Source organism: Ruegeria sp. AE4, from assembly GCF_056542185.1.
The window spans coordinates 16,815-38,887 of record NZ_JBQFZK010000014.1; the positions used below are offsets into that span (position 1 = coordinate 16,815).

Sequence of the window (22,073 nt, forward strand, 5' to 3'; positions counted from 1 at the left end):
ACCCTAACCAAACTGCCCGTGACAGAACCAGCCTGCAGACATGGTTCCGCCATGGCCGTAAAACAGCCACAACCGCTCGCCCTGCTGTGTCACCACAACCCAGTAGTCCCGCACGCCGCTGCGCCAGTTCGGGTCATCCAGCCACCATTCCGGTGCGATCCGTTCCGGGCCGGTGGCCTGCGCCAGCTGCCAGTTACGCCCGCGCCAGCGAAAGGCGCTGGGCACGTCAGGGGTTTCCGGTGCCATCACCGGCTCAGGCTGCCACATCAGCAGGGGGCGGGGGCGTGGCGGCGCAGGCCAGTCGCGGGCAGGTTCCGACCATGCCGCCGCCAGCGTTTGCGCCGTTTTCTCAGGGATGTGCGAGGCCGCGGGATGGCGCCGGGTGATCGCCTCAAGCCCCACCCGCGCGCCCAGCTTGCCGATCAGATCATCCACGGCGGTGTTGCCCGCCAGCCGGTTGCGGGCCACACGGCGGGCTTCGGCATGGCCGGCCACGGTACGGGCGTGGATGGGTTCTGTCTGAACCGCCTCAAGCCGCAGCATGTCGATGCCGTAGCCTGCGTCGATCTTGTCAACTTTCATCTCTAACAAAGGGCGAATGCGGTATTTATCGTAAGTTGGGCGGGCCAGGCCGACCTCGATAACCTCAGCTGCCTGATCGGCGCGGTGCGCCTCCAGCCGCAGGGTGCGGGCACCGCGCCCCTTTTCTTCCAGCTTGGTGCAAAGCGTTGGCAGAACCCGATCAACCGCAGCCATGACATCCTCAACCAGACCAATCGGGTTGGGCAGGGTCATCCGCACCGCGAAATGGTGCGGCGGGCGGGCGGGCGAGACAGGCTCGGGCGCGCTGCCCATGGCCTGATCCAACCGCAGAACCAGCCCGCGTCCAAACCTCCGCGCAAGGCTGGCGCGGGGTTGACCCAGCAGATCGCCGATGCGGCGCAGGCCCAGACGGTTCAGCTGCACGACAACCTGATCTTCCAATCGCAGCGCGGCGATAGGCAGGGGGCTGAGTGCGCCATAAGATTGACCCGGCGGTGCGATCCGCGCGCCTCCACCCAGGGCCCTCACTTGCGGCGCGGTGCCGCCTTTGGTCCAGTGCCGCCGTTTGCCCGCCCGGGCGCGGGTGGCACGGGCCTCCTGACTGATGGCGTCGCCATTGCGGTCGGATGTGGCCGCCTGCCCCGCATAGCGCGCCAAAGCCCAGGCTGCGCCCAGCGTGTCGGCGATACCCATTTGTACGCTGAGACCCATATCCGCGCAGTCGGTTTCAAGAACGTTCAGCAACGCCTCCTCTCCGCCAAACAGATGGGCGCAACCTGACAGATCGACGATCAGCCCGTCCGGGGCCTCTTCGGCCACCCATGGGCTGAACTTTCCCGCCCAGCGACGCAACGCGGCCAGGAACGCGGCTTCGGCCGGGGCGTTACGGTGCCGCGTGATCAGGTTGGCACACATGGCATGAGCATCCCGCACCGGCTGGCCGATACGCAGCCCGGCAGCCTGCGCATCGGCATTCACCGAGGTAATAACCTGCATGTTCGACTGTTCGGCCACGATGGCCAAAGGCCCGGTATGCAGCCCCCGCGCAGCGCGGATCAGCCGTTCAGCCCCCAGACGGGGGAACCATAGCGAAAGTATTCGGCGTTTGGGCATTTGCAGGCATCACAATGTTCTTACTTTGTTCTTAAATGAGAATCGATGCCTGAGTCGAGTCCGCCCTTATCCGCAGGTCAGCCGCAGGATGATCCCGTCGCCATTCACGTACACGTTCAGCCGGTCGATGCGGTAATCCTGTGTGGCGATGCCATCCGGGCCCAGCACGCGCGACCGTGCGGGCAGGTTTGCCTGAATGTTCGAAACCGGCTGGCCAACGGTATCGGAAAAATCTTCTCCCTGACAAAAGGCCAGATCGACCGGGGCAGGTTCCGGCGGCAGCAAAGCGTCTTCGGGCGCGGGCGGGGTTTCAGCACAGGCCGCCAGAAAGAACAGGATCGGGAAAAATCGGTGCATTGGCGTTCCTCATTCTGGCAATGTCGTTTCTGCAATATCAATTAATTAGCCAACCTGCCATGAAAGCACGGTTGAAAACACCCTGTAATTGACGCAGGGTCGGGGCAAAAGTGACAGGGAGATAAGTAGCATGCGTACCCGTGCCGCCGTCGCCATTCAGGCAGGCAAACCTTTGGAAGTGATGGATGTGAACCTCGAAGGCCCCAAGGCGGGCGAGGTTCTGGTCGAGATCAAGGCCACCGGTATCTGTCATACCGACGAATTCACCCTGTCGGGTGCCGACCCCGAAGGCTTGTTCCCGGCCATTCTGGGCCATGAAGGCGCAGGCGTGGTGGTTGAAGTGGGTCCGGGCGTAACCAGCCTGAAGTCGGGCGATCATGTGATCCCGCTTTACACGCCGGAATGTCGCGAGTGTGAATACTGTCTGCACCCCAAGACCAACCTGTGTCAGGCGATCCGGGAAACCCAGGGCAAGGGTCTGATGCCCGATGGCACCTCTCGTTTCTCGACCTTGGATGGCGATCCGATCCTGCACTACATGGGCTGCTCGACCTTCTCGAACCACACAGTTCTGCCTGAAATCGCCCTGGCCAAGGTGCGCGAGGACGCGCCGTTCGACAAGATCTGCTATATCGGCTGTGGTGTCACGACCGGTATCGGCGCGGTCATCAACACCGCCAAGGTGGAAATCGGCAGCCGCGCAATCGTGTTTGGTCTGGGCGGTATCGGCCTGAACGTCATTCAGGGTCTGCGTCTGGCCGGAGCAGACCAGATCGTCGGCGTCGACCTGAACCCCTCCAAAGTGGAAATGGCCACCAGGTTCGGCATGACCGACTTCGTGAACCCGTCCGAGGTTGAAGGCGATCTGGTGCCGTATCTCGTCAACCTGACCAAGGGCGGTGCGGATTATACGTTTGACGCCACAGGCAATGTCGGCGTGATGCGCGCAGCACTTGAATCGGCGCATAAGGGCTGGGGCGAATCCATCATCATCGGCGTGGCACCTGCAGGGGCCGAAATCTCGACCCGGCCATTCCAGCTGGTTACCGGTCGTTCATGGCGCGGTACCGCGTTCGGCGGCGCACGTGGGCGCACGGATGTGCCCAAGATCGTCGACTGGTACATGGAAGGCAAAATCGAGATCGACCCGATGATCACCCACACCATGGGTCTGGACGACATCAACCACGGCTTTGACCTGATGCATAAGGGCGAAAGTATCCGTTCGGTGGTTATCTACTAAGAGTAAAATCCACAGTTTTCTAACCACGGCGCGCTGATCGGCGCGCCGTTTTTTAGACCTACTTTCCAGGCCGTGTTGCCCCTGTGTCTGCCCGGGGTGAACGAACCCGCAGAACCGGGGTGTTGACCGAGGTGGTGTTGGCCCGGCTTTCTCGCCAAACAACATAGACACCGGATGCGATGATGATGCTGGCACCGACGGCGACCCAGATGTCAGGGCGCTCGTCGAAGAAGATCATGCCAAACAGCGTCGCCCAGATGATCTGGCTGTACTGGCTGGGGGCGACGACACCGGCGGGTGCGGCGCGGTAGGCCAGAATGATCAGGTGTTGCGCGATGACCGAGAACACCCCAACCAGCGCCATCATCGCCAGATGCAGCAGGGACGGCGGCAGATATACAGCCGGTTGGGCAAGGCTCATCACAACGATAGCCAGCAACATCGGATAGAGGATCAGCACGGCCGAGCGCTCCTCATTCCCGATCTTGCGCACCAGGACCGAGGCAAAGGCGCTGCAGAAGGCGGCCATCAGGGCGGCCATGTGGCCCAGTGTGATATCCGTTGCACCGGGGCGCAGAACGATCAGGACGCCGATCAGGCCGACACCAACCGCAGCCCAGCGCTGTACGCGGACCACTTCACCCAGTATCGGGATCGACAGTACCGTGACGATCAGCGGGAATGAGAACAGCAGGGAATAGACCTCGGCCAGTGGCAGAACCGAAAACGCGTAAAACGCGCAGGACATAGCCGTTACCATCAGGCCCGAGCGCAGCAAAACCAGCCATGGATGATGCGGCAGAAAATTTCCCGTCGTGCGGTCGGCCAGGATCGTGACGGACATTGGAACGAACGAAAACAGCGTGGCGAAAAAGATGATCTGCATCACTGAATAGGTGCCGCCCAGCACCTTGATCAGCGCGTCGTGGCTGGCAAAGACGGCAAAGCCCAGAAATGCATAGCCAAGCCCCCGCAGGGTGTTATTTTGTGCGCTCATCGATCCGGCCTCGGCCTATGTTGGTATGGTGACGATACATCATAGCAGCGCAGGCAGGGTTCCCGGCTGTCCGTAGTGCTGCTTAACCCTATTCCGAGGGCGCGAATAGTCCTTATTTTACCGCTAACATCGCATGGCCGCCATGATCTGGGATCATCGCAGGATCGGCGGCGCGTCTTTGGGCTGTCGTGCGGATTGGACACCTGCCTTCATGCCGACACCGATGCGGCGGGCCAAGGCGACCCACGGGGTGGCCGTTTCAGCGGGCAGCGTTCGGGTGGCAACCTCTTCGAACAGATCCAGCCAATGGGCAAAAAATTCCGGTTTCACATCGGGCCGTTCGACATGGACCCGTTGCGGATTGCCGTCATAGCAGCGCTCATACAGGATGGCATTGCGCCAGAAGGCGGCGATCTTGTCCTCATGCATGGGCCAGTCGGTGACGTGATTGGCAAATACGGGCCCAAGAACCGCGTCTTGCCGGACACGGGCATAAAAGGCGCGAACTTGCGCGTTGATCTGCTCGGGCGTCGCGGGAAAGCGCGGGGGAAGGATGGGTCTGGTCATGACGGCCTGAATTTCGACTCTGTTTTTGGCAGATAGGGTGTTCCGGCGTTACGGAACAGAGGTGGTATTGTCGCGCCCATCCGGTGTCAGCAGATGCCGCAGCAGGGCCACCGGGTGCGCCCGCAGGCTGAGGCGGGTGGCGACGTAATCTTCGACCACCTGCTCGCCCAGCGTCATCTGTGGCAGGTAAGCCTTGGGTTCATCCAGCGCCTCGCCCTCCAAGTCCTGCGAGAACAGTGGCAGAGGTTTGGCGGTGGCAATTGCCTTGGCCTGCCACAGCGCCTCGCGCCGGGTCAGATCGCAAGCGGCGAAGGCATCAGCCTCGGCCAGCCGTTCGATCACCGATGGCCCAAGGCCTGCGCGGCGCCAGACATCATCGACCTGATGGTAGCCGTTGCCGCGTGCGGCGGTCAGCCAGCTGGCATCCTCCTCGCTCAGGCCCTTGATCTGGCGAAAGCCCAGCCGCAGCGCCAGCCCGCCATGGCCGTCGGGCTCCATCACGTTGTCCCAGAAGCTGGCATTGATGCAGACCGGGCGCACCTGAACGCCATGTTCGCGCGCATCCCGCACGATTTGCGCCGGCGCGTAGAACCCCATCGGCTGCGAGTTCAGCAGGGCGCAGGCGAAGATGCCCGGATGGTGGCATTTGATCCAGGCCGAGGCATAGACCAGCAGCGCAAAGCTGGCCGCGTGGCTTTCGGGGAAGCCATAAGACCCGAAGCCTTCGATCTGCGAAAAACAGCGCTCGGCGAAGTCATCCTCATACCCGTTGCGTTTCATCCCGCGCAAAAAGAGCGCGCGGAATTCGCTGACGTTGCCATGTTTCTTGAAGGTTGCCAGCGAGCGGCGCAGCCGATCGGCCTGTTCCGGGGTGAACCCCGCACCGACAATGGCGATCTGCATCGCCTGTTCCTGAAACAACGGCACGCCCAGCGTTTTGCCCAATACCTCGCCCAGCGCGTCCGAGGGGAAGCTGACCTCCTCCTCTCCGTTCCGGCGGCGGATATAAGGGTGGACCATGTCGCCCTGAATGGGGCCGGGGCGGATGATGGCAACCTCGATCACCAGATCATAGAAATTACGCGGCCGCATCCGGGGCAGGAAGTTCATCTGTGCACGTGATTCCACCTGAAACACGCCGATGCTGTCCGCCTTGCAGAGCATGTCATAGACCACCGGATCCTCGGGCGGCAGGGTGGCAAGGGTGTAGCTGGTCTGATGATGCTGGCCGATCAGGTCAAACGCCTTGCGGATGCAGGTGAGCATCCCGAGGCTGAGGACATCGACCTTGAGGATGCCAAGGCTGTCGATATCGTCCTTGTCCCAGCAGATGACCGTGCGGCCCTCCATCGTGGCGTTTTCGATGGGGACAAGCTCATCCAGCCGACCCTCGGTGATGATGAATCCTCCCACATGCTGCGAGAGGTGGCGGGGAAAGCCGTCGATCTCATAAACCAGAATTAGAGTCTGTTTCAGGCGCCGATCTTCGGGGTCGAGGCCAATTTCGCGCATCCGTTGCGCCTCAAGCCCCGAGGCCGAGAAAAAGCCCCAAAGCTGTGAGGAAAGCGCCGAGATCGTATCTTCGGTCAGACCCATGGCGCGTCCAACCTCGCGGATGGCGCGTTTGCCGCGGTAATGGACCACCGTGGCGCAGAGGCCCGCGCGTTCGCGGCCATAGCGGTCATAGATGTGCTGGATCACCTCTTCGCGGCGTTCATGTTCGAAATCGACGTCTATGTCTGGCGGTTCATCGCGCGCCTCGGAGACGAAGCGTTCAAACACCATGGTGCCCATCTCGGGGCTGACCTCGGTGATGCCGAGGCAGAAACAGACGACCGAGTTGGCAGCCGATCCGCGCCCCTGGCAGAGGATGCTGCGCGACCGGGCGAAATGGACGATATCGCGGACGGTCAGGAAGTAGGGTTCGTATTTCAGCTTGCCGATCAGCGTCAGCTCATGCGCCAGCATTTTTTTCGCCTTTTCGGACGCCCCGGCGGGATAACGCCATTTCAACCCCTCATGCGCCAGACGGTGCAGGCGCTGGGTCGGGGTTTCTTGTGTGCTGCCCTCGTTGGGGTATTCATAACGCAGCTCGTCCAGCGAGAACGTGAGTTGTTCGCTGAGCGCATAAGCGCGGGCAACGGCCCCCTCATGACCTTTGAAGATGCGTAGCATCTCGGCCTCGGAGCGCAGGCGCTGTTCACCATTGGCCAAAGCGTCCCGACCCAATGCATCCACTTTGCGACGCAGGCGGATGGCAGTCAGCACATCGCCCAGTTTGCGGCGGGTGCCGTGGTGCATCATCGGTGTCGCGCTGGCGAGCGTTAGGATGCCAAGCTGTTTTGCTTCAGTCTCTAATAAAGAGAAAAATGCGCTATCGGCGCCATCATACCGGGGGTGCATCAACAGATGCATCCGCCCGGCAAAGCGGCGCGTCAGCTGCTGCGCCTGTGTCCGCCACGCGCCCGCGCCGCCCGGAGAGCCCGCCGCCTGTGGCCACAGCAGCAGGTGGAGGCCATCGGAAAATTCGAGCAGGTCAGACAGGTGCAGGATGCAGTCGCCCTTATCGGCGCGCAGGCGGCCTTTGGAGAGGATGCGGCACAGGTTGGCCCAGCCCTGCCGGTTCAGGGGCAGAGCGGTAACCATGGGCGCATTGGTGAAGATCAGTCGCGCCGCCGGGATCAGGCGGGGAACCGCGTGGATGGGATAGGAGGGCGGCTTGGGGATATGATCGGGGCAGGGTGGCCCGATTGAGGTATTCTGCGCCTCCCACGCCAGCCGTTCGCGGACCTTGCGGGCGAGCTCGCGCGCCTGAGTGTGGGCGCGGACGATCCCGGCGACCGAGTTGTCATCGGCAATCGCAATGGCGGGTAGGCCCAGGGTGACGGCACGCTCCATATACTCCTCGGGGTGCGACGCCCCGGTGAGGAAGGTAAAATTCGACGTGATCGACAGCTCGGCATACATGGCGATTCCACATTATATTCACGTTTTGTTCTTTTTCGAGTCCTTTGCGCAGGAAACGGGTCGATTGGGTCCGGTCGCACGGGCATGGTCAGCAAAAAAGGAGATCCGAGATGTTCAAAATCACCGCTTTGCCCACCAACGATGTACGCGCCCTTCAGGCAGGTGGCGCGGATGCATATGGTTCAACGCCGGAACGTGCTGTTTCGACGGGTGCAGGTAACCCGTGCCGCCACTGCCTGCGACATATCCCCGAGGGCGATGAGATGCTGATATTGGCACATCGGCCTTTTTCAAAGACACATCCCTATGCGGAAACCGGCCCGATCTTTTTGTGTGCAACACCATGTGATCGGTACGAGGAAGACGCGCTGCCCGAAATTCTGACCACCTCGCCCGACTATCTGATCAAGGGCTACGGTACGGATGACAGGATCGTCTATGGCACTGGGGCGATCACGCCGACGGATCAGATCGGCGCAAAAGTCAGGGATATCTTTTCCCGATCCGACGTTGCCTATATTCACGTGCGATCTGCGCGGAATAACTGCTATCAGGCGCGAATAGACCGGGCTTAAAGCTTGACGCGGTGGATGCCCCGGCGTGGCTGATCCTGATCATCCGCCGGATGATCTTCGGTACGGGACGAGGTCAGGGCAAGGAATACATCCTCAAGATCGGCCTCTTCGGTGCGGACGTCGCGGATGCGGATATTCGCGGCGCGCACCGATTCCAGAACCTGTTCGGCGCTGGTCTGGATGTTTCGGTATTGCAGGACAAGGCTGCCATCATCGCGGAGAGCTGCCTCGACGCCTTCTGACGCAGGCAGATCAGTGATCGGGCTGTCGGGCACAATCACCATGGTGCGGCTGTCCATGCGGCCCAGCAGGTTGGCGGTGCTGTCCTGCGCGACCTTTTCACCGTGGTTGATAATGGCGATCTCGTCGCACATCTCCTGTGCTTCTTCCAGGTAGTGGGTGGTCAGGATGATGGTCATGCCCTGTTCGTTCAGCTTGCGCACATTGGCCCAGAGCATCTGGCGCAGTTCGATATCCACACCTGCTGTGGGCTCATCAAGCACAAGGATTTTCGGGTGATGCACCAGTGCCTTGGCCAGCAGCAACCGCCGCCGCATACCGCCCGAAAGAGTGCGGGCATAGGCCTCGGCCTTGTCGCTGAGACCGACCAGTTCAAGAATCTGATCACTGCGCCGCTCGGACTTCGGAACGCCATAGAGGCCGGCCTGAACCTCAAGCGCGCCGCGTGGGGTAAAAAACGGGTCGAGGTTGAGCTCTTGTGGCATTACACCAATGGCCGATCGCGACTGGCGTGGATTCTGATCCTGATCGAAGCCCCAGATCACCACGCGACCCGCCGATTTTACCACCAGACCAGCCAGAATATTGATCAGGGTCGATTTTCCGGCACCATTCGGGCCCAGCAGACCGAAAACCGAGCCGCGCGGGACGGTCAGGTCAATGCCTTTCAGCGCATGCTTTTCGGGCTGACCCTTGCCACCGCGATAGGTTTTGCGCAGCCCTTCGATCCTGATTGCCGCGTCGCACATGTGGCACTTGCCCCCGGTTTGATCATCGCTCATAAACGCACCTAATACATGCCCGCGTGGCCGACAACCGAAGAAGGACCGCCAGCCGTGACCATCGAAGCGCCGGAAACAAAGATCGTCGAAACCGCCCGTGTTGCCTGTGATGGCGGCGAAGGTGCGTTGGGTCATCCGCGCGTGTGGCTGCAAATTCCAGAAGACGCAGGCTGGGTCGAATGCCCCTATTGCGACTGCAAATATGTTCTGGCCGGGCATCAGACTGACGCCTGAGCTTGTGTTGCCCTGTGCGGGCATTGAGTATTTATGAAAAGATGAAGTTTGCGGCTGCGGTGCGGGTGGCTCTATCGTTGCGCCCGTGGCATTAGTGTTCTCGCAAACGATCAGAGAGGGCGCGAAATGACCACGAATTTCGGAAAAGGGTGTCACCTGCATCTGATTGACGGATCGGCCTTTATTTTCCGGGCTTATCATGCGCTGCCGCCACTGACCCGCAAGTCGGATGGGTTGCCGATTGGGGCTGTTTCGGGCTTTTGCAACATGCTGCAGAAATATGTCGAGGGAAACACCGGGGCAGATGCGCCGACCCATGTGGCGGTAATCTTTGATAAGGGTTCCCATACTTTCCGGAACGATCTTTATGACCTCTACAAGGCCAACCGCGAGGCGATGCCCGAGGATTTGCGCCCACAGATGCCGCTGACCCGCGAGGCGACAAAAGCGTTCAACATCGCCTGCAAGGAGATGGAGGGCTATGAGGCTGACGACATTATCGCGACCCTCGCTGTTCAGGCACGAGATGCGGGTGGCCGTGTGACCATCGTGAGTTCCGACAAGGACTTGATGCAGTTGGTCGGGGACGGCGTCGAAATGCTGGATGCGATGAAGAACAAACGCATTGACCGGGATGGCGTTGTCGAGAAGTTCGGGGTCGGACCGGAACGTGTGGTCGATGTTCAGGCGTTGGCCGGTGATAGCGTCGACAATGTTCCTGGCGCGCCGGGGATCGGGGTCAAGACGGCGGCTTTGCTGATCAACGAATTCGGCGACCTAGAGACCCTGCTGGACCGGGCAGATGAGATCAAGCAGCCCAAACGCCGCCAGACCCTGATCGAAATGCGAGACCAGATCGAGCTTTCGAAGAAACTAGTTCAACTGGACGAGAATACTCCGCTGGATTTCACCTTGGACGACCTTGAGGTGAGGGACCCCGATGCAGACACGCTGTTGGCGTTTCTAGCGGAGATGGAGTTCCGCACCCTCACCAAGCGCATCGCTGACAAGCTGGGGGTTGAGGCTCCGGTGATTGCCGACGCGCCTGCGCCAGCGGTGGCAGAGGTCGAGGCCGAGGTGATCCCGTTTGACAGTTCGAAATACGAATGCGTACGTGATGCAGCGGTCCTGCAAAAGTGGATTGACCAGGCCTATGAGCGTGGTTGGGTGGCTGTAGACACAGAGACCACGGGTCTGAACGAGATGATTGCCGGTCTGGTGGGTATTTCGCTGTGCGTCGAGGCCGGAGAAGCCTGTTACATCCCGTTGACCCACCGCGATGGATCAGCGGATGATCTGTTTGGATCGGATGCCTTGGCCGATGGGCAGATGCCATTGGATGAAGCCCTGAGGCTTTTGAAACCGGTGCTCGAGGATCCGTCGGTCCTCAAGATCGGGCAGAACATGAAATATGATGCTAAGATCTTCAGGCGGTATGGCATCGACGTGTCACCCATCGACGATACGATGCTGATGTCCTACGCCATGCATGGCGGTGAGCATGGGCATGGGATGGACACCCTGTCCGAGCGTTATCTGGGCCACACACCAATCCCGATCAAACCGCTGCTGGGGTCGGGAAAATCGGCAATTACCTTCGACAAGGTCGCGATTGACGAGGCCACGGCTTATGCCGCCGAAGATGCGGACATCACCTTGCGTTTGTGGCAGCTGTTCAAGCCGCAATTACACCGGGCGCAGGTGACCACGGTCTATGAGACGCTGGAACGGCCGCTTGTGCCGGTGCTGGCCGAGATGGAGATGCATGGCATCAAGGTCGACCGTGATGTCCTGAGCCGGATGTCCAACGCATTTGCCCAGAAAATGGCCGGATTAGAGGCTGAAATTCACGAGCTGGCCGGGGGAAGCTTTAATGTCGGATCGCCTGCTCAGCTGGGCGAAATTCTGTTCGACAAAATGGGTCTGGAAGGTGGCAAGAAAGGCAAGACCGGCAAATACTCGACCGGCGCTGATATTCTGGAAGACCTCGCAACCGAGCATGAACTGCCGCGCCGCGTTCTGGACTGGCGGCAGCTGAGCAAGCTGAAATCGACCTATACCGACGCGCTGCAGACCCATATCAACCCCGACACACGTCGGGTGCATACGTCTTATTCGATCACCGGAGCAAATACAGGGCGTCTGGCCTCGACCGATCCGAACCTGCAAAACATTCCGGTGCGGACAGAAGAAGGGCGGCGTATTCGTGAGGCTTTCATCGCCGAGCCGGGCAATGTGTTGGTAAGCCTCGACTACAGCCAGATCGAGTTGCGGATTCTGGCCCATATCGCCGATATTTCGGCTCTGAAACAGGCGTTTTCGGACGGTTTGGATATTCACGCCATGACCGCGTCCGAGATGTTTGATGTGCCGTTGGATGAGATGACGCCTGATATCCGCCGTCAGGCAAAGGCAATCAACTTCGGCGTGATCTACGGCATCTCGGGCTTTGGTCTGGCCCGAAACCTGCGCATTCCGCGGGCCGAGGCGCAGGGCTTTATTGATCGTTATTTCGAACGTTTCCCAGGCATTCGCCGTTATATGGACGACACAGTCGAATTCGCGAAAGAGCACGGCTATGTGCAAACCCTGTTCGGGCGCAAGATTCACACGCCCGAGATCAATGCCAAAGGGCCACATGCCGGGTTCTCGCGCCGCGCAGCGATCAATGCGCCAATTCAAGGTACGGCGGCGGATGTGATCCGGCGCGCTATGGTGCGAATGCCCGATGCGATCAACGGGTTGCCTGCCAGGATGCTGTTGCAGGTTCACGACGAGTTGCTGTTCGAAGTGGCCAAAGATGCGGTGGATCAGGTGATCGACGTGGCCCGAGACGTGATGGAGGGCGCCTCGGATCCTGCGGTCAAACTGGATGTGAAGCTGGTCGTGGATGCCGGGAAGGGGGCGAACTGGGCCGAGGCGCACTAGCGGCGTTGTTCATCAGGCCTCGGCGGGCTGTGCATGCATCGGGTCAGCCCTGCGGCCTTACCATGCGGTTCACCATTCGTTGCACAGAAGGGCCAAACAGCAGGATTACGGTGAAGGCGATGGGCCAGCAAAAAGCCCAGGACGCCATCCAGTCGCCAACTGTTCCAGGGTTAAACCCAATCGCTTTGACCGTCGCGATCCCTGTTACAATCAAGGACATGAGGCCGGACATGATCAGGCTGAAAACGGCACGGGCATAGCGGGCTGGTATCATGGCAGGCATCCTAATGGTCACAATGCCGCTGATGTGCGGTATCTGAATGAAAATTACCAGTGTCAGTCCCGCATCCAGTCAAGTGTGTCGCAGGTGCGTTGTGTTGTGGGTGTGTATTCCGCGCTGACCCAGCCGCTATAACCTACCGCGTCCATGGCCGAGAACAAGGCCTTGAAATCCGTTGGTCCACGACCCGGTTCCGTGCGATCCGGGGCTGCGCCAACTTGGGCATGGACCACCTGCGGATGAAAGCGGTCCCAGACAGCCAGCGCGTCGCCATGAATCATATGAGCGTGAAAGCTGTCAAATTGCAGGCCGACATTCGGGCGATCCACCTGGTTGAGCACATCTGCTGCCAGATCGTAATCGTTCAAAAAATAACCGGGCTGTGAAACCGGGTTGAGCGGTTCGATGGTGAATTTTTGCTGGGGGGCGAAATCGGCGGCCCATTGCAGGTTTTGCACAAAACAATTCAATGCATCCGTTCCGGTGGCGTATCCGGACATGACGTGGATCAGGCCGGGGCGCAGCACCCCGGCATATCGCAGGACACGGCGGATATCCGACTGGAACCGCGATTGACCGTCGGGGATCGCGGCGTAACCCGGCGCACCGCCGGTGTAGTTGGGCGGTGGCGCGTTGATCAGCACAAGCTCCAACCCGTTGGCAAGCAAGGCACGGCGGGTTTCCGTCGCGGCGATGTCGTAAGGAAACAAGACCTCGACCGCTGTGAACCCAGCATCTGACGCAGCCTGAAATCGCTCCAGGTAAGGCATTTCGGTAAATAGCAGTGAAAGGTTGGCAGCAAATCTGGGCATGAGCGGTCAGTGGTTGTGTTGATCCGACCATAACCAAGGGATGATTTTCGGGGAAGGGATCGAAAACGACAGATTGTCGAAAATCGACCAGATCGCTTGCACCGAATCAGCAAGGGTCCGCTCAGCACGGCGCGTCATTACGGGTGCCGTCTTAACAAAAGGTCCGAATCCAATGGCGATGAGCCCGGAACCCGTACGCGGGGCAACTACCGCTATGTCTGGTGGCCGAAACCCTGCGTTGTCAGGGAATGGGCTGGCGGTTGCCTCCATGATTACCTGGGCAGCGGGGTTCCCGGCGGCGGAAGTTTTGCTGCAAACCTGGCCCCCTGTTGCATTGCTGACCGCGCGCCTGGCGCTGGCGATTGCCGTTCTGATACCGGTCTGGATCCTGCTGGATGGCCCCAGCAGAGTGTTACGCGCAAGATGGGGTCGGGCGATGGTTGTCGGCGGCTTTGGTTTTGGCTTTGCCATGTTTCTGCTGATCGTTGCGCAGAAAATGACGGACCCGGTGACAGTCGCGATCATTGCATCCTGCGCGCCTTTGCTGGCAACGGTACTGGAGCTGATGGCAGGAACCCGACGGCTGAAGTGGACCTTTGCGTTGGGTGTTCTGGTGTCGGTTCTGGGTGGGCTGATTGCAACCAGCACCGCCGCGCCCGAACAGCTGGGGCTGGGCGCGGTTCTGGCGATCCTTGCAACGGGCCTGTTTTGCTGGGGTAGCATGGCCACTGCGCGCGACTTCCCCGAACTCAGTCAGATCGGGCGCTGTACAATTACTTTCGTCGGTGGGTTGCTCATGGCCGCAGTGCTGAGTTTTGGGGCGGCCCAGCTGGGCATGGATGTGCTGCCAACCGCCGCCATTGATGGGCAGCAATGGGGGATGCTTGGGATCTATGCCTTGATATCACTGGGGCTCAGCCAAGTGTTGTTCATCTCGGCCGTGGGAAAGCTGGGCGTGGCGCTGGCTTCGTTTCACATCAATATCGCCCCGTTTTACGTGATGCTGATCATGCTGATGCTGGGGGAAGACTGGAACTGGACCCGTGCGCTGGGCGCGGGCGTAGTCGCCTTGGCCGTCGTGCTGGCCCAGGATCGCGCTCCACGGTCAGCCAAGATCGGCTGAAGGGATCAGCGGGAAGAATTGCCCACCTGACCAGACACCAAACCAGCCCTCATGGTGGCCGCCAATCTCGACAAGGCGATAGAAGCTTTTGCGATCTATGCGCGCTTCGAGGTTCGTGCGGATCAGTATGTAGGGTGACGGTTCTTCTGTTTCAGGATCGATTACAATCCGGATTGGATGCGCGGGCCCTGCAACAGCGATGTCGTCCACTTGTGTGCGAAAGGTCAGGTCTTGCGTCCGACCTTCGCCGGTTTGCTCGAAATCCACGGCGATGAACGGCGCGTCCTCGACAGTGATTCCCACCTTTTCAACCGGCGTGACCAGATAGTATTTCCCGTCTTCTTTCTTAAGAATTGAGGAAAAAAGCTTCACAAGCTCGAACCGATTGATGGGCGAGCCTAAATAACTCCATGTACCATCTTTTGCGACACGGATGTCCAGATCGCCACAAAACGGAGGATTCCACAGGTGAACGGGCGGTAAACCCCGGGTTTTGGCGGCTTTTACCGATGCGGCCAATCCGTCGGGCGAGGGTTTCACAGGTTTTTGTCCGCTCATTGCTTTTGCCATTTCCTCTCAGCGCGATACACTTCAATCATATTCGTCCACGGAAGGGAAAGTCATGAACGAACCTGCCGACCTCGTAGCCGAGATCGAAGCGCTGGAAAACAAGCTGCAAGAGGCCAAGGCCTCGATCACCCGCCGCTTCATCGGGCAGGAAAGGGTCGTTGACCTGACCCTGGCTGCGCTTTTGTGCGGTGGTCACGCCCTTCTGATCGGTCTGCCGGGCTTGGGCAAGACGCGTCTGGTTGAAACCCTGTCAACGGTGATGGGGCTGCATGGCAATCGCATTCAGTTTACGCCCGACCTGATGCCAGCCGATATTCTTGGATCTGAGGTGCTGGATACGGCCGATGATGGCAGCCGCCATTTCCGTTTCATTCCAGGCCCGATCTTCTGTCAGCTGCTGATGGCGGATGAAATCAACCGCGCAAGCCCGCGAACGCAATCTGCGCTGCTGCAGGCGATGCAGGAGCGTACGGTGACAGTAGCCGGTGAGGACCGTTCCCTTGGTGTGCCATTCCACGTTCTGGCCACGCAAAACCCGATCGAACAGGAAGGCACCTATCCCCTGCCCGAAGCGCAGCTGGACCGGTTTCTTGTGCAGATCGATGTAGAATACCCCGACCGCCAGACCGAGCGGGATATTCTGCTGGCCACGACCGGTGTTGACGAAGACGAAGCACATCAGATTTTCAGCAAGGAAGAACTGCTGGCTGCGCAGGTCTTGCTGCGTCGGATGCCGGTCGGGGACTCGGTTGTCGAACTGATCCTTGATCTGGTGCGGGCCTTCCGCCCAGAAGAAGCGGGTGTATCCGAACGGGTTGCTGAAACCGTCGCGTGGGGTCCTGGGCCACGCGCTGCACAGGCGCTGATGATGACGGTTCGGGCACGTGCGATGTTGCAGGGGCGTCTGGCACCCAATGCCGAGGATGTGCTGGATATGGCGCGCCCGGTGCTTAGTCACCGGATGGCTCTCAACTTTGCGGCACGGGCACGCGGCGACAGTTTGGCCGACCTGATCGACTCGACTGCTGTCGGGTTGATCCGGACCGAGGCGGCAGCGTGAATGCCGCGCTGACCCTTCGCGAAAGATCCGAGGCCGAGGCATCGCGGCTGCCGCCCCTTTTGGCGCGGGCCGAGCATCTGGCGGGCACCGTTCTGCTGGGTGACCATGGACGGCGGCGCTCTGGCATGGGGGATGATTTCTGGCAATACCGCCCAGCACAGATCGGGGACAGTCGCCGGATGATCGACCACCGCCGCTCGGCGCGTGGAGATCAGCAATATGTGCGGGAACGCGAATGGCAGATCGCGCAATCGGTAATGCTTTGGGTCGATCAGGGGGCGTCGATGCGGTTTGCGTCCGACAAATCGTTGCCGACCAAGGCAGATCGCGCCCGGCTTTTGGGACTGGCAACGTCCATCCTGCTGGTCCGCGGTGGAGAGCGTGTTGGCCTGACAGGCACGACCTTGCCACCCCGGCGTGGCAATGCGCAGATCATCCGGCTCGCGCAAGCCTGGTCCGAGGATGATCAAACGGATTACGCCCCGCCTGAACATCGCGCCATGATCCCGCATGCCCGTGCCGTGTTCATTTCGGATTTTCTTGGTCCAATGGACGAAGTTGAACTGGCCCTGACCAAAGCCGCAGACCGTGGTGTTCGCGGCGTAATCCTTCAGGTGCTGGACCCGGGCGAAGAGACATTTCCTTATCGTGGGCGTACGATTTTCGAAAGCGTCGGGGGGTCCGTCCGGCACGAAACGCTCAAGGCGGCAGAGCTGCGGGACCGCTATCTGCAACGCCTCGCCCACCGTAAGGATGCGCTGACGCAGCTTTGCCGGGCGACTGGCTGGCAAATGGGCCTGCATCACACGGGCGATAGCGCGCAAGCGGCTCTGTTGTGGATATATCGTGCGCTGGACGGGGGAACGCGATGACGGTTCTGGCGGGCATCGGCTTTACTGCTCCATGGGTGCTGCTGGGTCTTCTGACCCTGCCGATCCTGTGGCTGATCCTGCGCGCGGTGCCGCCGGCGCCGATCCGTCGGATGTTCCCGGCGGTGACGTTGCTCTTGGGCCTGAAGGATGACGAAAGCGTTTCGGACCGCACGCCGTGGTGGCTGTTGCTGCTGCGGATGCTGGCAGCTGCGGCGGTGATCATAGGTCTGGCCGGTCCGGTTCTGAACCCGTCGCGGGATGAGATCGGGTCCGGGCCGCTGCTGATGGTGCTGGATGCCAGTTGGGCTGGCGCGACCCGATGGTCGGCCACGCTGGATCAGATCGATGCGCAACTGACCGAGGCTGGCCGCGCAGGGCGCACGGTGGCTATCCTGCGCCTGACCGAACCGGAAACACCCGTTTTTCAGGCGGCCGAGGCTTGGCGGGGACATTTGCCGGGATTGATGCCCAACCCATGGCAGCCGACAGAACCTCAGATCGCACAGACCATTGCGGCATTAAAATCATTTGATGGCGGGTTTGATACTCATTGGTTCAGCGACCGGCTGGATTATGTAGATCATGCGGCGCTGGTCTCCAGCTTGCAGGCTCGTGGCGATGTGGTGGTGTTTCAGGCGGCGTCCCGGCCCATGGCGATCCTGCCAGCCGCTTATCAGGACGGGTTGATCCAATTGACAGTGCAGCGCGCGGGCCCCGGACCCGAGGAACGTGTGACAGTATTGGCACAAGGGCGCGACCCGGCCGGAACGGCGCGTGTGCTACATTCAGTGGAACTGACCCTTGAAGCCGGGAACGCTTCGGCGCAGGTCGATCTGGCGCTGCCATCCGAACTCCGCGCGCGGATCACGCGGTTCGAAATCCAGGGCCAAAGGTCTGCCGGGGCCGTGACCCTGACCGATGACAGCCTGCGTCGGCGCGAGGTCGCGCTGATTGCCGGGAGTTTGAACCGCGAAGGTCTGGAGCTGCTGTCACCCCTGCATTATCTGACTCAGGTCCTGAGCCCCACGGCGGATTTCGTCGATGGTGGCCTACCCGAGGTTCTGCCCGCCAATCCGGATGTCATTGTTCTGTCCGATGTGGCCCAGATGTCGGAACCGGAAAAGGCGGACCTGATTGAATGGGTCGAACAGGGCGGTTTGTTGCTGCGCTTTGCCGGCCCGCGCATGGCGGCCAGCGATCTTGGGCGCGACATCGAAGACACCCTGCTGCCTGCACGGCTGCGCAGCGGTGGTCGATCTGTCGGCGGCGCGATGAGCTGGGGTGAGGCCAAGACCTTGGCACCATTCCCCGAAACCTCGCCCTTCTATGGACTGGACATCCCTGATGACGTGGTCGTTTCCACTCAGGTCATGGCACAACCAGACCCTAACTTGGCGGATCGCGTGATTGCCTCACTGTCTGACGGCACACCTTTGGTGACTCGTAAGGCGTTGGGGTTGGGGCAGGTGGTGTTGTTCCATGTGACCGCCGATGCAGAATGGTCGAGCCTGCCACTGTCGGGCCTGTTCGTTGAAATGCTGGATCGGCTGGCCGTGGCTTCGGCTGCAAAGTCCCGGCAAGAGGCTCAGCTACTGGGAACAACATGGGAGCCGGTACAAATCATGGACGGGTTTGGCACCTTGTCAGATGCCGGAACCCTGGCCGGTGTCGACGGGGTTGAACTGATATCGGGCCAGATCGGGCCGGAACTGCGCCCAGGTCTTTATGAAAGTGGCAAGCAGAAGTTGGCGTTGAACGTCGTTTCGGAAGAAACTCAGCTGCGCCCTGTTGTCTGGCCCGCGAATGTGCCGATCAAAGGGCAGGAGGTCAGAACGGAAACGCCACTGGGCGGTCTGTTGCTCAGCCTTGCACTGATTTTGCTGACAGTCGATGTTATTGCATCGCTTGCTTTGTCGGGCAGGTTGGGTTTGGCCCGAACGACGGCCGCTGCGCTGGCCGGTTTACTGCTGGTCCCCGAAGGTCACGCACAAACGCCTGAGGACACCGAGTTTGCATTGGCTGCGACCCACGAACTGGTATTGGCGCATGTCCTGACTGGCGACGCTCAGGTGGATGATATTGCGCAAGCCGGGTTGCGGGGACTTGGTCAAACCCTGTTCTATCGCACATCGGTCGAACCGGCAGACCCCATTGGTGTTGATCTGGAACGGGATGAACTGGCGTTCTTTCCGTTGCTTTATTGGCCGATCTCAGCAAGCCAGTCGCAACCTTCGGCCGAGGCTTATGTGAAGCTAAACGCCTATCTGCGGTCCGGGGGGATGATCCTGTTTGACACGCGTGACGCGGATATCGCCGGTTTCGGTGCCTCCAGCCCAAATGGCCGCAAACTGCAACAACTGGCCGGACCGCTGAATATACCTGCATTAGAGCCGATTCCGCGCGATCATGTTCTGACACGCACGTTCTACCTGTTACAGGATTTTCCGGGCCGATATTCAGGCACCGAGGTTTGGGTTGAAGCCGCGCCGCTGGATGCAGAACAGATCGACGGGATGCCTTTCCGCAATCTGAACGACAATGTGACGCCGGTGGTCATCGGCGGCAATGACTGGGCCGGTGCCTGGGCGGTGGATCGCCACGGGCAGGCCCTGTTGCCCGTCGGGCGCGGTTATGCCGGGGAACGGCAACGCGAGTTGGCCAATCGTTTTGGTGTCAATCTGGTGATGCATGTGCTGACGGGGAACTACAAATCCGATCAGGTTCACGTGCCCGCCCTTCTGGACAGGTTGGGACAATGACAGGAACCGTCATCTTCGATCCGCTGATCCCGTGGGCGATGCTGCTTGTCGTGGGTATGATTGCCGTGGCCGGGGTCGTGATGGCCTTGTGGCGCGGATTGTCGGGATGGGCCTTGCGTGGGTTGGCGGCGCTGGTGATCATCGCTGCGCTGTCCGGCCCGGTCTATCAGATCGAAGATCGTGCACCGCTGACAGATATCGTTCTGATGTTCGAGGATGAAAGCGCCAGCCAGACGCTTTCAGATCGGGCGGAACAAACAGCAATGGCCGCAGATGACCTAGCCGCAGAGATCGAGGCACGCGACAATACAGAACTGCGCCGTATCCGGGTTGGCGATGGTGAAGGCGATGAGGGCACGCAGATCATGGCAGCCCTGAACGAGGCCCTGGCCGAAGAGCCGCGTGCGCGTATTGCCGGTATCCTCGTGGTGTCCGACGGGATAGTGCATGATGTCGATCAGGCCCCGGATCTGCCCGCACCGATGCACCTGCTGCAAACCGGGCGGGAAAGCGACTGGGATCGCAGGCTTATTGTCCGAAACGCCCCTGCTTTCGCCATCATTGGTGAATCGGTGACCTTGACCTTGCGCGTCGAAGACAGCGGAGCTGCCCCCGCAGGTGCAACATCTGCACCGTTGGAAATTTCGGTGGATGGGGGCGAGCCCGAGCAGTTCAGCATTCCAATCGGTCGCGATGTCGAACTGCCCGTCACATTGCCCCATGGCGGGCGCAACGTGATCCAGTTTTCCGTTCCTCAGGCTGAGGGCGAGTTGACCGATCGCAACAACACGGCCCTGATCCAGATGAACGGCGTAAGGGACCGCCTGCGTGTGCTGCTGGTCTCGGGTGAACCGCATCCGGGTGGTCGCACGTGGCGTAACCTGTTGAAATCCGACAGTTCTGTTGATCTGGTGCATTTCACCATCCTGCGCCCGCCTGAAAAGCAGGATGGTGTGCCGGTGGACGAGCTGTCGCTGATCGCCTTTCCGACGCGTGAGTTGTTTTTAGAAAAGATCAACGATTTCGACCTGATCATCTTTGACCGCTACAAGCGGCGCGGGATTCTGCCTGCGATCTATCTGGACAATGTCACAAGCTACATCAACGAAGGCGGCGCGGTCCTGGTTGCCGCCGGACCTGATTTCGCCGGTGCCGACAGCATCTTCCGCTCGCCCCTGGCGCCAGTTCTGCCTGCTCAGCCAACCGCGCGGGTGATCGAGGAACGATATGTGCCGATGGTCAGTGATCTGGGGCATCGTCACCCGGTCACGACCAACCTTGGAGAATCCGAGGATTGGGGGGCGTGGTTGCGACAGATCGACGTGAAACATCGCTCGGGCGACGTGCTGATGACCGGGGTCGAGGATCGTCCGCTGCTTGTCCTGAACCGTGTCGGCGAAGGGCGCGTTGCGATGCTTGCGTCTGACCATGCCTGGCTTTGGAGTCGTGGCTTCGAAGGAGGAGGTCCGCAGCTGGAGCTGTTGCGCAGGCTGGCCCATTGGATGATGAAAGAACCGGAACTGGAAGAAGAGGCGTTGTGGGCCGAGGCCAACGGTCAGTCCATGCGCATCATTCGTCAGACGCTCGGGACAGAAGTCGGCCCGGTAACAATCACCTTGCCGAATGGCGAGACGTTGGAGATTACCTTGAAAGAGGTTTCTCCGGGTCGGTTTGAAGCGCAGTATTACGGCCCCGAGATCGGCCTTTATCGTTTGCAGGAAGGCGACCACATGGCTGTGATCGGCCTTGGCCCTGCTGCACCGAAGGAGTTCGAGCGCACCATCGCGACTGGTGATGTCCTTGAACCGGTGCTGGCCGGGATGCGGGGCGGTGTGATCCAACTGGAAGATGGGCTGCCGTCGATCCGCAACGTGCGCGCCGGACGCCCCGCCGCCGGGCGGGGCTGGATCGGTTTGACCCCACGCAACGCGTATGAGACGCGGGATGTCACGCAGGCCGGGTTGCTGCCGCCCTGGCTTGTCTTGCTACTGGCTGGGGGCTTTTTGCTGGGCGGTTGGCTGCGGGAAGGGCGGCGTTAACGCTGGCCCGTT

General features: G+C 60.4%; 18 protein-coding genes. 9 read left to right on the top strand and 9 right to left on the bottom strand.

Features of this window, described 5'->3' with window-relative positions; genetic code table 11:
* Positions 1-3 precede the first annotated feature (3 nt).
* Together ACR0EK_RS15515 and ACR0EK_RS15520 are read right to left on the bottom strand one after the other, a co-directional pair.
* Positions 4-1,656 carry a DUF6504 family protein gene (locus ACR0EK_RS15515; RefSeq protein ID WP_480898768.1) on the bottom strand — a complete coding sequence of 551 codons (1,653 nt, stop codon included), beginning with the start codon at positions 1,654-1,656 and terminating at the stop codon, positions 4-6.
* Positions 1,657-1,722: 66 nt separating this feature from the next.
* Positions 1,723-2,013 (bottom strand): I78 family peptidase inhibitor, encoded by a 291-nt coding sequence (locus ACR0EK_RS15520; RefSeq protein ID WP_267364411.1) that lies wholly within the window; start codon positions 2,011-2,013, stop codon positions 1,723-1,725.
* Positions 2,014-2,143: 130 nt separating this feature from the next.
* Here ACR0EK_RS15520 and ACR0EK_RS15525 point away from each other — a divergent pair, with 130 nt between their 5' ends.
* Positions 2,144-3,256, top strand: a complete 1,113-nt coding sequence (locus ACR0EK_RS15525) for an S-(hydroxymethyl)glutathione dehydrogenase/class III alcohol dehydrogenase (RefSeq protein WP_480506583.1) — start codon at positions 2,144-2,146, stop codon at positions 3,254-3,256.
* A 58-nt stretch (positions 3,257-3,314) separates the two neighbouring features.
* Here ACR0EK_RS15525 and ACR0EK_RS15530 read toward each other — a convergent pair whose 3' ends face one another.
* The 3 genes from ACR0EK_RS15530 to ACR0EK_RS15540 form a co-directional block, all read right to left on the bottom strand.
* Entirely contained in the window at positions 3,315-4,253 is a 939-nt protein-coding gene (locus ACR0EK_RS15530; protein WP_480967927.1) for a DMT family transporter, read from the bottom strand.
* 153 nt (positions 4,254-4,406) lie between these two features.
* A complete protein-coding gene (locus tag ACR0EK_RS15535) occupies positions 4,407-4,820 on the bottom strand; it encodes a group III truncated hemoglobin (protein WP_480898774.1) in 414 nt (137 codons plus the stop codon).
* A 48-nt stretch (positions 4,821-4,868) separates the two neighbouring features.
* The gene (locus ACR0EK_RS15540) at positions 4,869-7,787 is read right to left on the bottom strand and encodes an error-prone DNA polymerase (RefSeq protein ID WP_480967928.1); all 2,919 of its coding nucleotides are present in this window, start codon (positions 7,785-7,787) and stop codon (positions 4,869-4,871) included.
* A gap of 110 nt (positions 7,788-7,897) precedes the next feature.
* Between ACR0EK_RS15540 and ACR0EK_RS15545 the strand changes: the two genes are divergently transcribed.
* On the top strand, positions 7,898-8,362 hold the full coding sequence (locus ACR0EK_RS15545) for a DUF1203 domain-containing protein (RefSeq protein ID WP_267364402.1): 465 nt from the start codon (positions 7,898-7,900) through the stop codon (positions 8,360-8,362).
* Here ACR0EK_RS15545 and ACR0EK_RS15550 read toward each other — a convergent pair.
* Positions 8,359-9,351 (bottom strand): ABC transporter ATP-binding protein, encoded by a 993-nt coding sequence (locus ACR0EK_RS15550; RefSeq protein WP_267364423.1) that lies wholly within the window; start codon positions 9,349-9,351, stop codon positions 8,359-8,361. The genes ACR0EK_RS15545 and ACR0EK_RS15550 overlap by 4 nt on opposite strands.
* Before the next feature lie 87 nt (positions 9,352-9,438).
* On the opposite strand from ACR0EK_RS15550, the gene ACR0EK_RS15555 reads away from it, so the two are divergent.
* Both ACR0EK_RS15555 and polA read left to right on the top strand, forming a co-directional pair.
* Positions 9,439-9,618, top strand: coding sequence for a zinc-finger domain-containing protein (locus ACR0EK_RS15555; protein WP_267364399.1), 180 nt, complete (start codon positions 9,439-9,441; stop codon positions 9,616-9,618).
* Between the two features lie 126 nt (positions 9,619-9,744).
* Complete coding sequence (polA, locus tag ACR0EK_RS15560; RefSeq protein WP_480898778.1) at positions 9,745-12,546, top strand: DNA polymerase I; 2,802 nt, start codon at positions 9,745-9,747, stop codon at positions 12,544-12,546.
* 43 nt (positions 12,547-12,589) lie between these two features.
* On the opposite strand, the gene ACR0EK_RS15565 is transcribed toward polA, so the two are convergent.
* Positions 12,590-12,820 (bottom strand): DUF2798 domain-containing protein, encoded by a 231-nt coding sequence (locus ACR0EK_RS15565; protein WP_480474477.1) that lies wholly within the window; start codon positions 12,818-12,820, stop codon positions 12,590-12,592.
* A 62-nt stretch (positions 12,821-12,882) separates the two neighbouring features.
* Positions 12,883-13,638 carry a hydroxypyruvate isomerase family protein gene (locus tag ACR0EK_RS15570; RefSeq protein ID WP_480898781.1) on the bottom strand — a complete coding sequence of 252 codons (756 nt, stop codon included), beginning with the start codon at positions 13,636-13,638 and terminating at the stop codon, positions 12,883-12,885.
* A 268-nt stretch (positions 13,639-13,906) separates the two neighbouring features.
* Here ACR0EK_RS15570 and ACR0EK_RS15575 point away from each other — a divergent pair, with 268 nt between their 5' ends.
* The gene (locus ACR0EK_RS15575) at positions 13,907-14,761 is read left to right on the top strand and encodes a DMT family transporter (RefSeq protein WP_480482669.1); all 855 of its coding nucleotides are present in this window, start codon (positions 13,907-13,909) and stop codon (positions 14,759-14,761) included.
* Here the strand turns inward: ACR0EK_RS15575 and ACR0EK_RS15580 are convergent.
* Complete coding sequence (locus tag ACR0EK_RS15580; protein WP_267365918.1) at positions 14,744-15,319, bottom strand: DUF1285 domain-containing protein; 576 nt, start codon at positions 15,317-15,319, stop codon at positions 14,744-14,746. The genes ACR0EK_RS15575 and ACR0EK_RS15580 overlap by 18 nt on opposite strands.
* Before the next feature lie 64 nt (positions 15,320-15,383).
* Between ACR0EK_RS15580 and ACR0EK_RS15585 the strand changes: the two genes are divergently transcribed.
* From ACR0EK_RS15585 to ACR0EK_RS15600, 4 genes are read left to right on the top strand one after another with little or no spacing between them, the layout of a single operon-like run.
* Positions 15,384-16,391 (top strand): AAA family ATPase, encoded by a 1,008-nt coding sequence (locus ACR0EK_RS15585; protein ID WP_267365919.1) that lies wholly within the window; start codon positions 15,384-15,386, stop codon positions 16,389-16,391.
* Positions 16,388-17,263, top strand: coding sequence for a DUF58 domain-containing protein (locus tag ACR0EK_RS15590; RefSeq protein WP_267365920.1), 876 nt, complete (start codon positions 16,388-16,390; stop codon positions 17,261-17,263). Before ACR0EK_RS15585 ends, ACR0EK_RS15590 begins: the two co-directional genes overlap by 4 nt.
* Positions 17,260-20,022 carry a DUF4159 domain-containing protein gene (locus ACR0EK_RS15595; RefSeq protein WP_480967929.1) on the top strand — a complete coding sequence of 921 codons (2,763 nt, stop codon included), beginning with the start codon at positions 17,260-17,262 and terminating at the stop codon, positions 20,020-20,022. The genes ACR0EK_RS15590 and ACR0EK_RS15595 overlap by 4 nt, the downstream gene beginning before the upstream one ends.
* Positions 20,019-22,061 (top strand): hypothetical protein, encoded by a 2,043-nt coding sequence (locus ACR0EK_RS15600; protein ID WP_480967930.1) that lies wholly within the window; start codon positions 20,019-20,021, stop codon positions 22,059-22,061. Before ACR0EK_RS15595 ends, ACR0EK_RS15600 begins: the two co-directional genes overlap by 4 nt.
* The last annotated feature ends 12 nt before the right edge of the window (positions 22,062-22,073 follow it).

What these genes read in the sequence shown, in the direction of transcription:
- ACR0EK_RS15515 (WP_480898768.1), bottom strand. Translation starts at nt 1,656, where the DNA reads ATGCCCAAACGCCGAATACTTTCGCTATGGTTCCCCCGTCTGGGGGCT.
- ACR0EK_RS15520 (WP_267364411.1), bottom strand. Translation starts at nt 2,013, where the DNA reads ATGCACCGATTTTTCCCGATCCTGTTCTTTCTGGCGGCCTGTGCTGAA.
- ACR0EK_RS15525 (WP_480506583.1), top strand. Translation starts at nt 2,144, where the DNA reads ATGCGTACCCGTGCCGCCGTCGCCATTCAGGCAGGCAAACCTTTGGAA.
- ACR0EK_RS15530 (WP_480967927.1), bottom strand. Translation starts at nt 4,253, where the DNA reads ATGAGCGCACAAAATAACACCCTGCGGGGGCTTGGCTATGCATTTCTG.
- ACR0EK_RS15535 (WP_480898774.1), bottom strand. Translation starts at nt 4,820, where the DNA reads ATGACCAGACCCATCCTTCCCCCGCGCTTTCCCGCGACGCCCGAGCAG.
- ACR0EK_RS15540 (WP_480967928.1), bottom strand. Translation starts at nt 7,787, where the DNA reads ATGTATGCCGAGCTGTCGATCACGTCGAATTTTACCTTCCTCACCGGG.
- ACR0EK_RS15545 (WP_267364402.1), top strand. Translation starts at nt 7,898, where the DNA reads ATGTTCAAAATCACCGCTTTGCCCACCAACGATGTACGCGCCCTTCAG.
- ACR0EK_RS15550 (WP_267364423.1), bottom strand. Translation starts at nt 9,351, where the DNA reads ATGTGCGACGCGGCAATCAGGATCGAAGGGCTGCGCAAAACCTATCGC.
- polA (WP_480898778.1), top strand. Translation starts at nt 9,745, where the DNA reads ATGACCACGAATTTCGGAAAAGGGTGTCACCTGCATCTGATTGACGGA.
- ACR0EK_RS15565 (WP_480474477.1), bottom strand. Translation starts at nt 12,820, where the DNA reads ATGATACCAGCCCGCTATGCCCGTGCCGTTTTCAGCCTGATCATGTCC.
- ACR0EK_RS15570 (WP_480898781.1), bottom strand. Translation starts at nt 13,638, where the DNA reads ATGCCCAGATTTGCTGCCAACCTTTCACTGCTATTTACCGAAATGCCT.
- ACR0EK_RS15575 (WP_480482669.1), top strand. Translation starts at nt 13,907, where the DNA reads ATGATTACCTGGGCAGCGGGGTTCCCGGCGGCGGAAGTTTTGCTGCAA.
- ACR0EK_RS15580 (WP_267365918.1), bottom strand. Translation starts at nt 15,319, where the DNA reads ATGAGCGGACAAAAACCTGTGAAACCCTCGCCCGACGGATTGGCCGCA.
- ACR0EK_RS15585 (WP_267365919.1), top strand. Translation starts at nt 15,384, where the DNA reads ATGAACGAACCTGCCGACCTCGTAGCCGAGATCGAAGCGCTGGAAAAC.
- ACR0EK_RS15595 (WP_480967929.1), top strand. Translation starts at nt 17,260, where the DNA reads ATGACGGTTCTGGCGGGCATCGGCTTTACTGCTCCATGGGTGCTGCTG.
- ACR0EK_RS15600 (WP_480967930.1), top strand. Translation starts at nt 20,019, where the DNA reads ATGACAGGAACCGTCATCTTCGATCCGCTGATCCCGTGGGCGATGCTG.